The organism is Mucilaginibacter lutimaris (assembly GCF_042676625.1).
GTDB classification, from domain to species: domain Bacteria; phylum Bacteroidota; class Bacteroidia; order Sphingobacteriales; family Sphingobacteriaceae; genus Mucilaginibacter; species Mucilaginibacter lutimaris.
The window spans coordinates 118,393-131,255 of sequence record NZ_JBHTIA010000007.1; the positions used below are offsets into that span (position 1 = coordinate 118,393).

Annotated in this window: 14 protein-coding genes and 1 tRNA gene; 3 read left to right on the top strand and 12 right to left on the bottom strand. The window is 46.2% G+C overall.

Features of this window, described 5'->3' with window-relative positions; all coding sequences use genetic code 11:
• Positions 1–28: 28 nt before the first annotated feature.
• From ACFQZI_RS11050 to ACFQZI_RS11065, 4 genes are all read right to left on the bottom strand, one after another.
• Positions 29–1,207, bottom strand: a complete 1,179-nt coding sequence (locus tag ACFQZI_RS11050; RefSeq protein ID WP_377142485.1) for an acetyl-CoA C-acyltransferase — start codon at positions 1,205–1,207, stop codon at positions 29–31.
• Between the two features lie 96 nt (positions 1,208–1,303).
• Positions 1,304–1,474, bottom strand: a complete 171-nt coding sequence (locus tag ACFQZI_RS11055) for an Arc family DNA binding domain-containing protein (RefSeq protein WP_377142487.1) — start codon at positions 1,472–1,474, stop codon at positions 1,304–1,306.
• A 5-nt stretch (positions 1,475–1,479) separates the two neighbouring features.
• Positions 1,480–2,013, bottom strand: coding sequence for a hypothetical protein (locus ACFQZI_RS11060; RefSeq protein WP_377142489.1), 534 nt, complete (start codon positions 2,011–2,013; stop codon positions 1,480–1,482).
• A 3-nt stretch (positions 2,014–2,016) separates the two neighbouring features.
• The gene (locus tag ACFQZI_RS11065; protein WP_377142491.1) at positions 2,017–2,874 is read right to left on the bottom strand and encodes an SPFH domain-containing protein; all 858 of its coding nucleotides are present in this window, start codon (positions 2,872–2,874) and stop codon (positions 2,017–2,019) included.
• A gap of 115 nt (positions 2,875–2,989) precedes the next feature.
• Between ACFQZI_RS11065 and ACFQZI_RS11070 the strand changes: the two genes are divergently transcribed.
• The 3 genes from ACFQZI_RS11070 to ACFQZI_RS11080 all read left to right on the top strand — a co-directional run bounded on the left by ACFQZI_RS11070 (position 2,990) and on the right by ACFQZI_RS11080 (position 6,703).
• Complete coding sequence (locus ACFQZI_RS11070) at positions 2,990–5,056, top strand: HD family phosphohydrolase (RefSeq protein WP_377142493.1); 2,067 nt, start codon at positions 2,990–2,992, stop codon at positions 5,054–5,056.
• Between the two features lie 86 nt (positions 5,057–5,142).
• A tRNA-Ser gene (locus ACFQZI_RS11075) sits at positions 5,143–5,229 on the top strand.
• Positions 5,230–5,479: 250 nt separating this feature from the next.
• Entirely contained in the window at positions 5,480–6,703 is a 1,224-nt protein-coding gene (locus ACFQZI_RS11080) for a site-specific integrase (RefSeq protein ID WP_377142495.1), read from the top strand.
• Between the two features lie 397 nt (positions 6,704–7,100).
• Here the strand turns inward: ACFQZI_RS11080 and ACFQZI_RS11085 are convergent, their stop codons facing one another.
• From ACFQZI_RS11085 to ACFQZI_RS11120, 8 genes are read right to left on the bottom strand one after another with little or no spacing between them, the layout of a single operon-like run.
• Entirely contained in the window at positions 7,101–7,361 is a 261-nt protein-coding gene (locus tag ACFQZI_RS11085; RefSeq protein WP_377142497.1) for a helix-turn-helix domain-containing protein, read from the bottom strand.
• Positions 7,362–7,411: 50 nt separating this feature from the next.
• Positions 7,412–7,696, bottom strand: coding sequence for a hypothetical protein (locus ACFQZI_RS11090; RefSeq protein ID WP_377142499.1), 285 nt, complete (start codon positions 7,694–7,696; stop codon positions 7,412–7,414).
• A gap of 3 nt (positions 7,697–7,699) precedes the next feature.
• Positions 7,700–8,581: a hypothetical protein gene (locus ACFQZI_RS11095; RefSeq protein WP_377142501.1), complete on the bottom strand. Its 882-nt coding sequence runs from the start codon at positions 8,579–8,581 to the stop codon at positions 7,700–7,702.
• A 23-nt stretch (positions 8,582–8,604) separates the two neighbouring features.
• A complete protein-coding gene (locus ACFQZI_RS11100) occupies positions 8,605–9,747 on the bottom strand; it encodes a conjugative transposon protein TraM (protein ID WP_377142503.1) in 1,143 nt (380 codons plus the stop codon).
• Between the two features lie 40 nt (positions 9,748–9,787).
• Positions 9,788–10,405 (bottom strand): conjugative transposon protein TraK, encoded by a 618-nt coding sequence (traK, locus tag ACFQZI_RS11105; RefSeq protein ID WP_377142505.1) that lies wholly within the window; start codon positions 10,403–10,405, stop codon positions 9,788–9,790.
• A gap of 2 nt (positions 10,406–10,407) precedes the next feature.
• Positions 10,408–11,535 (bottom strand): conjugative transposon protein TraJ, encoded by a 1,128-nt coding sequence (gene traJ, locus ACFQZI_RS11110; protein ID WP_377142507.1) that lies wholly within the window; start codon positions 11,533–11,535, stop codon positions 10,408–10,410.
• A gap of 2 nt (positions 11,536–11,537) precedes the next feature.
• Entirely contained in the window at positions 11,538–12,185 is a 648-nt protein-coding gene (locus tag ACFQZI_RS11115) for a TerB family tellurite resistance protein (protein ID WP_377142509.1), read from the bottom strand.
• Between the two features lies 1 nt (position 12,186).
• On the bottom strand, positions 12,187–12,843 hold the full coding sequence (locus ACFQZI_RS11120) for a hypothetical protein (protein WP_377142511.1): 657 nt from the start codon (positions 12,841–12,843) through the stop codon (positions 12,187–12,189).
• Positions 12,844–12,863 lie beyond the last annotated feature (20 nt).

A 12,863-nucleotide genomic window follows, 5' to 3' on the forward strand; every position in this document is an offset into this window, starting at 1 on the left:
TAAATTATTAAAAAAAGAAATATCCGTTTTAAGACAGGTTTTGGATAACCATCGCGCTTGCGCCGCCACCACCATTGCAAATACCTGCCGCGCCAATTTTGCCTCCGTTTTGTTGAAGTACATGTATCAGCGTAACAATTATGCGAGCGCCGGATGCACCCAGCGGGTGACCAATTGCAACCGCGCCACCATTAACGTTAACCTTTGCAGGGTCGAGCTTCAGGATCTTGTTATTAGCCAAAGATACCACAGAGAACGCCTCATTTATCTCAAAGAAATCCACCTCAGCGGCTTCAATCCCCGCTTTATGTAATGCTAAAGGCAATGCCTTGGCAGGTGCAGTGGTAAAATATTCGGGTGCTTGTTGCGCATCGGCAAACGACACAATTTTGGCCAAAGGTTTTATACCCATAGCTTCAGCCTTTTCTTTGCTCATCAAAACTAATGCTGCCGCGCCATCATTTAGTGTTGATGCGTTTGCGGCAGTCACCGTACCATCTTTTTTAAATACCGGTTTAAGGGTTGGTATCTTATCAAACTTTACAGTCGCCGGTTCTTCATCATTGCTGAATAAAGTTACTTCGCCCTTCTTATCTTTCAGCTCAACAGGGGTTATCTCATTCTTGAATTTTCCCGCGGCTTGTGATGACTGCGCGCGTTTATACGATTCAATTGCAAAGGCATCCTGCTCCTCGCGGGTAATGTTACAGTCTACCGCGCAAAGTTCCGCTGCCGAACCCATGTGGTAATCGTTATATACATCCCAAAGGCCGTCTTTAACAAGGCCGTCGGTAATTTGCCCGTTTCCTAAACGGTAGCCGTTTCGTGCTTTATCAAGGTAATAGGGCACGTTGCTCATGCTTTCCATACCGCCTGCGAGTACAATATCGTTATCGCCGTTGGCAATGCTTTGGGCTGCCAGCATAATAGCCTTCATGCCAGATGCACATACTTTATTTACCGTAGTAGCAGGTAAATAAGGCAAGCCTGCGAATATCGCGGCCTGTGTTGCAGGTGCCTGGCCTAAATTGGCTGATAATACATTACCCATGTAAACTTCCTGTATATCGCCAGGTTGCAAACCCGCTTTTTCAACTGCCGATTTGATAACCACAGCGCCTAATTTTGTTGCCGATAATGATGACAAGCTGCCGCCAAAACTGCCAATAGGGGTACGGGTGGCCGATACGATATATACTTCTTTCATAAGAAAAATGCGTTTTGTTATAATGGTGCAGCAAATTTAAATTTTACTTTGAATAGTAACGACAGAAATGGAAAATATTATGCATGCATAGCATTTCTATTCTGAATCTTTCTTTTTGCGGGATGCTTTTTTACGGGCTTTAAGAGCCTCCTGCAGCAAATATTCTATCTGCCCGTTAGTGCTGCGGAATTCATCAGCACCCCAGGTTTCTATCTCTTTGAGTACATCGGGGTTTATCCTTAATATAAAAGCTTTTTTCTCTGCCATAATTATTAATGTGCTGCAGCGGCCTGCCTTTGTCGCGACAATACAACGTGTAGCCCAACCATAATTAACAAGGGTAACGCAGGTATATCACTTGGCTTTGTAACCAGATCGATAGTTACCGTGAACGGTTGTTTAACGCTGAATGCCTTTTGGGTAATGTGCAGGATGTCGCCAAGAGTATCATTAGTGAGCGTAAGTGATTTAGAAAACAGTTTTTTATACAGATACGTAGCTGTAAAGCCATTTTCAAACTCCAGGTTAAAATCGCGCTTCCAGGTTTCGGGGATGATGGTGCCAATTATTTCATCTTCCCCCTTATTAATAAACAGCGTACGGTTGAACCAGCCCTTACGTTTAATGGTCCAGATTTGTTGAGGAAGCTCAATTACGGCATCCCGCTTAAAATTTGAGCGGTAGCTAAGTTTTGCATAAACAAATTGTCCGTCGGTTAGCTGATACTCGGGCTTAAACCAACCGTCCTTAATGATGTAAAGTTCATTAGTTTTGGCCTGGGCAAAATCTCTTTGATCGTTACTCATCTGTTAATGGTATAATGTACCTGTGTTAACAATCGGGTTAACGGCTTTATCGCCACAAAGTACAACCAGCAGGTTGCTCACCATAGCGGCTTTGCGTTCTTCATCCAATTCAATAATGTTCTTTTCTTCCATTTTTTGCAGGGCCATTTCAACCATTCCTACTGCGCCTTCAACAATTAAACGGCGGGCAGATATAATAGCCGATGCTTGCTGGCGCTGCAACATCGCGTGGGCAATCTCGGGGGCGTAGGCCAGGTGCGAGATGCGTGCTTCCAATACTTCTATACCGGCACGTTCAAGGCGCTCGTTAAGTTCTTGTACCAACAAAAGGCCAACCTGTTCAGATCCCCCGCGTAGGGTAATGCTTGCGTTCTCATCCTCTATATGGTCGTAAGGGAAAGAGTTTGCCAGGTGGCGAACTGCGGCTTCGCTTTGGATGTTTACATACTGCAGGTAATTCTCAACCGCGAAAACGGCTTTGGCGGTATCTTTTATTTGCCAAACAATAACGGCGGCAATTTCTATAGGGTTACCCACGCTATCGTTAACCTTTAATTGTTGCCCGTTAAGGTTATACGCTTTTAACGAAACCTTCTTTTTTACCGTGAAAGGGTTCACCCAAAAAAAGCCGTCTTGTTTTACGGTGCCCTGGTATTTACCAAATAAGGTAAGCACTTTAGATTCGTTGGGGTTTACTATTGTTAATCCGGGCAATATAAAAACAAAGTTTACTATACATATAACAGCGCCTATAATGGGCTGCTCCCAAATGAAGGATACCGCCGCCGCCGCTATAAGCAGAAGTACTAAAAAGAAGGCTAAGTAGCCTGATGGTGCTGTGGTGATTTTTTCGTTTTGCATGATATTGTTAGATTTTAAAATGATATCATAAAGATATCAACTTTGTTTCTACAAAAGCAAGAAAAATAACAGATAACCGAAACTTATATTATTTTTGATTGGATTAACACGCGCTATGGCAAAACTATCATCGTCCCGGCAAAAGGCATTACTGCGTAAATACGCTCTGAATGTTAAGTTTTTTATGATGCTGGTTTGCGTTACTATAATTGTATACGCTTTGCCCAAACAAGCCAAATTTGGTTACGAATTTGAAAAGAGCCGTATTTGGAACCAAAAGGACCTGATATCGCCCTACAACTTTGCCATCCTGAAAACGGATCCGGAAATTGAGGCTGACCAGAAGGCCGCGCTTGCTTCTGTTACCCCCATTTACCAAAAGGATGATGAGATGAGCCTGCAGCAGCAGGAGGGGTTTAAAAGCGACCTTGAAGTAAAATGGCATAACGCAGGGTTAAACGATAAGCTAAAAAACACCTACCTGCAAACAGGGTATAACCTTCTTAAAGCCGCATATGATAAAGGTATTTTAAAGCTTAACCCCAAGTATCAAACAGCCGGTAAAAACTACCCTGTTACCATATTAAGTGCTAACGTAGCTATAGATAAAAACACATCAGAACTTTTTACCCGCGAACGGGCCATTGCTTACTGCGATTTTGAAATAAGTAAGCTACCCTCGCTTGATAAAGCTTTTTTGCTGAACTTGGTACAAGACCGACTGCAAACCAATCTTACCTTTGATGCCAAATTAACCGCCCGGTTAGAGAAAGAGGTAACAGAAAACCTATCCATAACCCGTGGTATGGTGCAAAAGGGCGATGTGATCATCGCTAAAGGATCGGTTATAAATGATGAGGCTTATCAAAAGCTGGCATCGTACAAAAAAGCGTTTGAAGATAATGCCCGCACAAATGGTAACCATAGCCTGGTGCTGCTGGGGCAATTTTTGCTGGTAGGTATTACCATCACTTTGTTAATGGTGTTCCTTTACCTGTTTCGCAGGGATATATATGACGATAACCGCTTGGTGAGTTTAATACTTTTAGTGATCACCGCTATGCTGGCAACGCTGTCGTTAGCTATTAAGTTACAGTTACCCAACTTTTATTACATACCTTATTGTATTGTACCAATAATTATCAGGATACTGTTTGATACCCGTTTGGCTTTAAATATTCACCTGTTGGTAGTAATGATAGCCGGTTTTTTTGTACCCAATAGTTTTGAATTTGCATTTTATGAGATAACCGCGGGTATGGTTTCTATTTATAGCATCAAAAATCTTATACGTAGAGAGCAGTTTCTTATTTCGGCACTCATTATAACATTTACCTACTTTGTATCTTTCCTGGGTATATCATTAGTGCGCGAAGGTACATTCACTACTATCGACTGGGTAGATTTTATTCCTTTTGCCGTGAGTGTACTGCTTACCTTGCTTGCTTATCCGTTAATATATTTGTTTGAAAAGGTTTTTGCTATTACATCAGATATTACGTTAATAGAACTAACCAATACCAATGCGCCATTATTGCGCGAAATGGCCTTTAGTGCGCCGGGTACTTTTCAACACTCGCTACAGGTAGCCAACCTGGCCGAGAATGCCATATTTGCCATTGGTGGCAACGCATTACTGGTTAGGGCAGGGGCGCTATATCATGATATTGGTAAGATCCAAAACCCGCTGTTTTTTATTGAGAACCAAAGCTCGGGCTTTAACCCGCATGATAAGCTGCCTTATGAGGAGAGCGCGCAGATCATCATACGCCATGTAAGCAAGGGGATAGAAATGGCCCGCAAAGCCAACCTGCCCGAGATCGTGATCGACTTTATCCGCACCCACCACGGAAACACCCGGGTGGATTATTTTTACCAGTCTTTCTTGAAAAATTTCCCCGAAAAATTCATTAACGAGAACATTTTCCGCTATCCCGGGCCTATTCCATTCTCCAAAGAAGCCGGAGTTTTGATGCTTGCCGACTCTGTTGAGGCCGCTTCGCGCTCTTTAAAAGAACCCGACGAGGAATCTATCAGCATACTGGTTGACCGTATTGTGAAATACAAACTCGACCAAAACCAATTGAATGACAGTAACATAACTTTAAAGGATCTGGAAACTATTAAGCAGATATTTAAGCGGATGCTGATGAGTATTTACCACGTGAGAATAGATTATTAAAAATCTGATTTATTTTTTTGTCAGCTTAACCTAATTACTATATTTGCAATCCCTGAAAAAAGGGAAATTATTTATTGAAAACAACCGGTGAGGTGCCTGAGAGGCCGAAAGGATCAGTTTGCTAAACTGACGTACGGGAAACTGTACCGAGGGTTCGAATCCCTCCCTCACCGCTGAAATCCAAGTTAAACACGCAAAAAGCCGCTAAATCGCATGATTTAGCGGCTTTTTTGTTCTTTATACTACACAAAACATGCAAAAAAACACAATACGAAAGTGCGTCATTCGTGTAGTCACCCCTATACGTAAAAAAGACGCACTGAAAGTGATGTAAATCGCTGTAATACAGCATGTTCTAAAATCGAACATCTTGATTCATAATAACTGCTTTTCGACATTTGTTAACCCTTTAATAGCAGTATTATGTTAGAGAAAAGTTTGGGAATATTATTTTTCCTAAAGCAGCCAAAGAATCACAAAGACGGCCCGATGACCGTTTATGTAAGAATTACAGTAGATGGCGTGCCATCTGAAATCTCCACTAAAAGGAAATGGGATCCCGCGCGATGGGACCCGCGGAAAGGCAGGGCTTCCGGCGCCAAAGACGACTCAAAAGCGCTCAATAGCTTTATTGACATACTTTCTCACAAAGTCCACGAGGCCAGAAGAAAGCTGATCGATGCCAACAAAGAAGTATCGGCAATCGGAATTAAGAACTTGCTTTTTGGTGTAGACGAGAATAAATATGTCCTTAAAATATTCGAAGAACATAATCAAAGTATCAAAGCGCTCGTTCCGGACGAATACTCGGCAGGTACACTTGACCTTTTTGAACGCACGTTGCTGCACACTCAAAGATTTATTAAGTGGCAGTATAAAGAGGAGGATTTAAGCATTCAAAAGCTTGATTATGAGTTCATCGAACGCTTCGCCTTTTGGTTTAAGACGGTGCGGAAATGCCAGCACAATTCGACGATAAAATACCTGACTTATTTTAAAAAGATTGTGTTGCTTTGTGTAAAGCGTAAATGGTTAGCCTACGATCCCTTTGCAGAATTTAGTCTGGCTAGGAGAGAGAACGTAAGACCCTTCCTGACAGAAACGGAACTCACAAAAATAGCGAAAAAGGAGTTTCCAACTGACCGGTTAGCTGTTGTAAGAGACATATTCCTGTTCAGCTGTTACACAGGACTTGCATATGCCGACGTGCAGAAATTGCAGCGATCTGAAATCATCATCGGATTTGACCGGCAACAATGGATTGATACCAGGCGTCAAAAAACTGATAGTGCCACCAGAATTCCATTGCTTCCATTCCCGCTTGCGCTCATTAAGAAGTATGAAAACCATCCGGTTTGCCAGGCAAAAGGAACCGTGCTGCCCATTTTGTCCAATCAAAAAATGAACGCCTACCTGAAGGAAATTGCCGACACCTGCGGAATCAAAAAAACTCTTACTTTTCACATTTCCCGACACACTTTTGCAACGACGATTACTTTGAGTAACGGCGTTCCAATAGAATCTGTAGCCAAGATGTTAGGCCATAAAAATCTGAAGCAAACGCAACACTATGCAAAAGTGCTGGACTTTAAGGTCAGCAATGATATGCAAGTACTTAAAGACAAATTAGCCGATATAACCGCCTGATTAAAAATCAAAGGAGCACAAAATTAATTTTGTGCTCCTTTCAAAAGTATCGGGCGAAATGCGTTCTCGGCTACCTTATTTTCTCGTCATTCAATCGTTCCAAGCAACCAGACCTGGCTACCTTGTGCAGGATGATAGGAGGGCTGGTACCGGATGTAGCCGGAGATAACCAATTTTTTGATACATCGATGGTAGGTCGAGATTGAACTAATCCTGCTGCAAGCCATCAACATCCTTCGCGAGACATTGAATGGGAAATCAAATCCGGATTTTTGCCAGCATACTAGAAGACTTGTAAACAAGCTTACATGTGAGGCGAGTAGTTCACCGTCCTCACTAACACGTTCCATCTGCCGGCAAAGAAATACATAATGGCTCATGACTTTAGATCGGCCACTCATACTTTCCCCTCCAAAAGATTTTGAATGACCGAATTGCGGTAATACATCGTGCCGCCGATTTTCGTAAAGGGAAGTGTTCCGTTGAGTCTTAAATTTTGTAGCGTCCCGTTAGAGATACCGAGCAGCTTTCTTACATCACAACCCTTTATCCATTGCTTTTCTTTACCTGGTGGCTGACCCATCATATCCCCGATTTCCTTCAGCAAGTCATTCTTGAATTGCTGCAAATCCTCACTTGTCACCAAATCCACATTCATATCTCGTTGTTAATTTGTTCAATTCCATTCGATAAGGACCATGCACCTTATCAAACTTTTAAAAAGATCTTGCTACGTTCATTGCGCTTGTAGGACGGCTCGTAAAGAATGTACCCGAAATCATGAAGATCCCGGATACATCGGTGATACGTTGTGTTAGCAAGAATTTTAGCCATTGGCATGATCTCGCGCGCGTAAGCATATATCGGACTAGGGTAGCCATTGGCCTGCCAATAGGCCACCAGGGTGGCAAACAGGCCAATATGTGTAACACAGATTCGCGGGTCTTTTCTTACCGCATCAAAGAATACCGATAGTGGGCTGGCATGGTCCATTGGCTAGATATTAACGCCTTGTCTGCGGCGGTTACCCTGATTTTGTTTGTTTCCTGCTTCGCTGGCTGCTGACTGACCTTGAACAGGTTTGTTCTCCTGTTTCTGCTCCGCGGCACGGGCAATCGCCGCCTTTTGCACTTCCTGTGGTGTCATGTCCGCCTTCTGACTTTGACTAACGGCCTGTTTCTCCACCTGACGAACGACCAGGCTCTGGCCTTTGTCATCGTAAAAGTCCAGACGCATCATGCGTGGATTGGCCACTACCTGCGCCTGTGTTTCCTGTCCATCACGCACCAGTGTAACCGTTACCCGGTTGCCTTTTTCCAGCGGGCGGATGATGCGGGCGCGATCGTATTTTTCATCAATGTTCTTGATCGGGTATTTTTGCAATTCCTTTTCGTGATCCCAGAACACGACCTTCGGATTAAAATTGCCGTAAGCATCCGCTTCCTTGAAATTCAGCGATCGCCACGCAAAATAAGTTTCACCCGTAGGCACCATTTTAACTTTACCATCCGGTTGTTCCTCCGGGATCATTTTGGGTTGTTCGCGGTAGGCTGCACGTCCGTCCATCATGTTATAGCGTTCCTGCAAAGTATAGTTAAACTTTTGCCCGATATAGAAGGATTGGGTCAGATTCTCCATGCCTTCTTTTTTCAACGTCGCATCAAAGCGGTTAAAAAAAGTAATGTCTTTTTGCAGATCATCACCTTTTGAAAAATGCAACACCGATTCCACCACATCCTTCCCAAACTGGCGTTTGTGGTTTAACGTGAATTCAGACAGGTGCTGATCCATTTTCGTGTGCAACTCTTTTGCTATCTCCTCACCAAAGCCCAGGTTCCTGAGCGTGTCCTGATTGTACTGAAAACTTGACTGATTCATATCGATTAATTTTAAGTGAATAATTACTGATTGATTTTTTTGAGCAGAAGGTTATCCCGAAGCAGGAGCTCATGCCCGTTCTTCAGTTTTCCTTTCACCCGCCTGACCTTTTTGGAAAAAAGCCCCTTAGCCGTGTTGAGACCTGCGGTTGCCAGTTGTGCTGTCACCGATGGGTCCATGGTCATCATGTCCATTGTTTGTATACCGTTGACCGCACCATCTTTCAGGGCATCGCCCGTTACTGCTTCGGGAACGCTGATCCCTTCCAAACCATCGGTGCGGTCATAAACCGTCAGATCCACAGGTATGATGTTCAAACCGACATGGATAAGCTTAATGTTGACCTTTACCCGCTGGTTGTACAGATCGCCGCTGCCATAGATCAGCTGCCCTTTATTGAACAACTGACCGTTAAGGCGCACACTATCCAGCAGGCGCATCCGGATCACCGTTCCCTGCACAATTTTTTGGCTGCCGTCGATCACAGCAGGTATCGCCTTAAAGGTTTCCGCTACTGCCGTTGCTTCCGCCGCTTTATTGATCTTCTCGCGGACACGTTCCGGGTGCTGGACATCCAGCAATTTCTCCAGTAGCCCGTTCATTTGTTTGAGTTCAGGGTCTTCCGCAGGTGCTTGCAGATTCAACTGATTATTATTACCCGCTTTGCTTTGCGGGCTGCCTGCATTGTTCAACCTGGCATAGGCCGCTGGTTGGGTGGCGGGCTTATTAAGTGCCGCTTGTAGTTCGGCCAATCGCTTGTTAAGCTGCATCTCCTTCGCTGCCGGGCTGTTTTCATCCCTGATACCTGAGCCTGTGAAGACTCCGGGCTGGTGAGGGGAAAAAAGAGCAGCGGGGTTGGCGGTCTGTCCGGGTGTGGCATCAGCAGACTGGTTGGCGTAAGGATCGGTTTGCTGCGCTTGCCTGAATTTCGCTGAATCGGCGGCGGCGCGGTCATAGAAGCTCATTTTGTTGAGCCCGCGTTCGTCTTTGAATTGGGCATCGGGCAGACGGGTGTTAAAGCCTGTAGCTGTTTTGCCGGCCTTTTGATCGGCATAGGCCTGACCGCCGCCGAAGGTGCGGAACAGCAGTGTGGTAAAGGCGAATACCACGAGCGGTAAAACCAGTAGGGCTTTTCGATTGCGTTGTTGTTGAAGGGTTGTTTCCATGATCGGATTATTTGTTTTTCTATAATTGTTATTAGTTCGCTTAGCGGTTAACGACTTTGATATCCGCGTTCTCCAGGGTTGACCAGCGCTGGATGAGGAAGCCGTGCGGGTTATTGTCACTGCGTTCGATGTTTCGCAACTCGCCAGCTGTTACCAGGCTGCGGGTGACGGTACTGCTGCTGCGGACAATATTCTGGGTCGCATAGCATTTGAAGCTGTAAGGATAGCTCCTCAGATCCACCTGTACGCTGTCGACCTGCAGTTGCTGGCTGATGTTGCCGGAGATGATATTGGCGTAATAACCGCTTTCACTCAGGTTATCATAGGCGCGTTTGGCGGTTTCGTCTGCCAGGTAGAGCGCTTTGCCGACGTTCGCCTGATTGGCTTTATCATCGGGGGAAAGCGTAAAGAAAAGCTCGTGAAAGGACTTGATGTGGTCGCGGGCTTCGACAGCGACGTTATCCCTGCGGTCAGCCGCCAAGGCATCCAAGACTTTGCCGTTAAAGAGGATATACACCCGGCTTTGGATGGTCGCGATCAGGCGGTGGCTTTGATAGATGGTAAAGCCGACAGCCAGGAAAGCGCAGGCAACGATGGCGATGGTGAATGCGCGCACGTGCTGGAAAGCTGTTTCAATGTTTCTGAGTTTTTTGAACATGATTATTCCGATTTACCGGGAGAGCCTTTCAGCTTTTCCGTAATAAAGTTGTTTTGTTGTGTTTGCGTGCTGCTGCTGTTCCGGCTGCTGACCTGCGAATTGTTGGTGAACATATTCTGCATGACCGAGCCGCTGAGGTAGGATACCGCCATTGAGGCAAGCGCGGAGGTTTTGTTGAACAGCGCATGACCGCCGACGTTCATGATGTAATTGGCAATACTGGGTACGGTGAAGTAACCGAGGATGCCGATAACCAGAAAGATCAGGTAAGCGGTATTGGTATTGCCGAACTCATTGCCCTGCAATTGGCCGCTTTGCGCAAGGGTGATCATGTTCACCTGTATCCTGGCGATGATCGCCCCGAAGATATTGGCGATGGGCAACCACATAAATACGTTGACATAGCGCGCTAGCCATTGCTTCAAAGTATGCTGGAAGCCGTCGAAGATAGACAAGCCAAAACATAAAGGTCCGAGGATGGCCAGAACGATCAGCTTGAAAGTGCGGATGGTATCGAGACATAGGGCAGCCGCCTGGAAAAGTACGTTGAGTACTTCAGCAATCCATTTGCGCGCCATATTCTTGATGCTCCAGCCGGAAAAGGCATCGGAGATCGGGTTGCCCGATGAACCGTCGGCATTACCGCCGTCGGGGTGACTGTACTGGTACCATTGATCCGGGTCAGTGTTTTGCTGTACTGCAGGCAGTTGATCATCCGCTTCTTCCCTTGAGGTAAGGTAAGCGATGGCTGCATTCGAGCGGGACACCATACTTTCGGTTGCGGTTACGACGGGCTGCAGCACACCGTTCATGAGGCCAAGTACAGCCGGGAAGGCAGCAATACAGATGCCCATGGCAAAAGGCCGCAGCAGCGGGTAAACATCCACAGGTTCTGCCGAAGCGATATGTTTCCAGATGCGCGCAGCGATATACCATAGCGCCGCGAAACCGGCGATGGCGCGTGCTACGCCAATCATACCCTGGCACAGCGGCAGCATTTGCTGATAGAGCTGCGCCAGTACGCCCTGCAAACTGTGCAGGTCGTCCGCCACACCTTCGGCATGCGCCAGTTGGGGCAAAAGCCCGGCCGACAGCGTCAGCAACGCTGTTAAAAATAGTGTCTTTTTCATGTTTAAGGAGTTATGCCGTAAAGGCCATTGAGTGTTTGTTTTTCAGCGGCGGACTTCAGCCGGATGCGCAGCGTTTTGCCTGCCTCGTCATTGAATTTCCGCAGGTAGCTCAGCTGGCTGCGGCTGTCCAGGTAAATGCGGTCAATCACCGCCAGCCGTTCCGCATCGCTCATACGCAGTTTGCTGTCGCCCATGACCATCGCCAGCTTGTCGAGGTTTTTCAGGCTCGCGTCCAGTAGATTGCCGTAAACATCACTAATGTACCGCAGTTCATCCGGTGAGAAACGCCCGCTGTTATTAAAATGACGGGCGGCGTTCCGGTACTCGCTGAACAATGTGGCCTGGTGGCTGACGATATCAGCGACGCGCGGATACTGGCGCACGAACGGACTGACCAGTAGGAGGCCGTCCAGAAAAACCTGGTGCAGCGAAAAGTTACCCTGGGATACATTTTTCACCGCATTATAGCCCTGGCCCAATACTAGGTAGCTGCCATACATCTGAGACAGTACGCTTTTCATACCAGTCAGCTTTTGGTAGTCCAGAATAAGTTGCTCGATGCAGTCGGTCACAGACTGGGCACGGCTGGTGAGCGGCGCGGAAATGCTTAATGCCAGCGCCAGCGTAAAAATTAACAAGAGCTTTCTCATACTATTGAATGCCATAAAGTTTTTGGATCTGTGTTTTCTCTGCTTTGGCCCGCTGGCGGTTTTGCGCGAGTGCCCGGCTTTTAGCCGTGAAGGAAGCCGCGAACCCTGCTTTTTCCTTCATCGCGGCGTACAGCTTATCAAGCCGGTCGAGCCGCTCCTGATCGGTGAGTTGTAATTTGCCGGGCGTCAGCACGGCATTCGTTTCGGCCAGGTCTTTACCCGCCAGCCGGATCAGGTTATCGCTCACTTTTTCCAGGTAGGACAGTTCATTGGCTTTTAAAACGCGCTGTTTCTTCTGCCAGCTGAGTTCGGTGCTGAAACGGTTGCTCAGTTCACCGTATAGATCAGCAATGGCCTTTCCTTTTGGTTCCTGTTTGACCACAGGATTGACCTGTTGCAGAGAATTGTAATAGCTGGTATGCAGGCCCAGGGTGCCGCCTTTGAGCTCATGCGACAGGTCAAGACCATTTTGCATGATACTATAACCGCCTTTGATCGCGGCCAGGTAAGTGTAAATGCCGCTCACCTGTTCAGCCATTAGTTTTTTCTTTTTGCCCTGCTGACCGAAAAGGTCGCTGAAGGAAAGGGATTGCGCCTGCGCCTGAAAAGCTATCCAGGTGAGGGAAAAAATACACAGTGCTAATTGAAACTTCTTCATAAACTATAGTTTGGGTTAAT

Excerpts from the sequence above, each read along its gene's own strand:
- ACFQZI_RS11050 (WP_377142485.1), bottom strand. The coding sequence starts at position 1,207 with ATGAAAGAAGTATATATCGTATCGGCCACCCGTACCCCTATTGGCAGT.
- ACFQZI_RS11055 (WP_377142487.1), bottom strand. The coding sequence starts at position 1,474 with ATGGCAGAGAAAAAAGCTTTTATATTAAGGATAAACCCCGATGTACTC.
- ACFQZI_RS11060 (WP_377142489.1), bottom strand. The coding sequence starts at position 2,013 with ATGAGTAACGATCAAAGAGATTTTGCCCAGGCCAAAACTAATGAACTT.
- ACFQZI_RS11065 (WP_377142491.1), bottom strand. The coding sequence starts at position 2,874 with ATGCAAAACGAAAAAATCACCACAGCACCATCAGGCTACTTAGCCTTC.
- ACFQZI_RS11070 (WP_377142493.1), top strand. The coding sequence starts at position 2,990 with ATGGCAAAACTATCATCGTCCCGGCAAAAGGCATTACTGCGTAAATAC.
- ACFQZI_RS11080 (WP_377142495.1), top strand. The coding sequence starts at position 5,480 with ATGTTAGAGAAAAGTTTGGGAATATTATTTTTCCTAAAGCAGCCAAAG.
- ACFQZI_RS11085 (WP_377142497.1), bottom strand. The coding sequence starts at position 7,361 with ATGAATGTGGATTTGGTGACAAGTGAGGATTTGCAGCAATTCAAGAAT.
- ACFQZI_RS11090 (WP_377142499.1), bottom strand. The coding sequence starts at position 7,696 with ATGGACCATGCCAGCCCACTATCGGTATTCTTTGATGCGGTAAGAAAA.
- ACFQZI_RS11095 (WP_377142501.1), bottom strand. The coding sequence starts at position 8,581 with ATGAATCAGTCAAGTTTTCAGTACAATCAGGACACGCTCAGGAACCTG.
- ACFQZI_RS11100 (WP_377142503.1), bottom strand. The coding sequence starts at position 9,747 with ATGGAAACAACCCTTCAACAACAACGCAATCGAAAAGCCCTACTGGTT.
- traK (WP_377142505.1), bottom strand. The coding sequence starts at position 10,405 with ATGTTCAAAAAACTCAGAAACATTGAAACAGCTTTCCAGCACGTGCGC.
- traJ (WP_377142507.1), bottom strand. The coding sequence starts at position 11,535 with ATGAAAAAGACACTATTTTTAACAGCGTTGCTGACGCTGTCGGCCGGG.
- ACFQZI_RS11115 (WP_377142509.1), bottom strand. The coding sequence starts at position 12,185 with ATGAGAAAGCTCTTGTTAATTTTTACGCTGGCGCTGGCATTAAGCATT.
- ACFQZI_RS11120 (WP_377142511.1), bottom strand. The coding sequence starts at position 12,843 with ATGAAGAAGTTTCAATTAGCACTGTGTATTTTTTCCCTCACCTGGATA.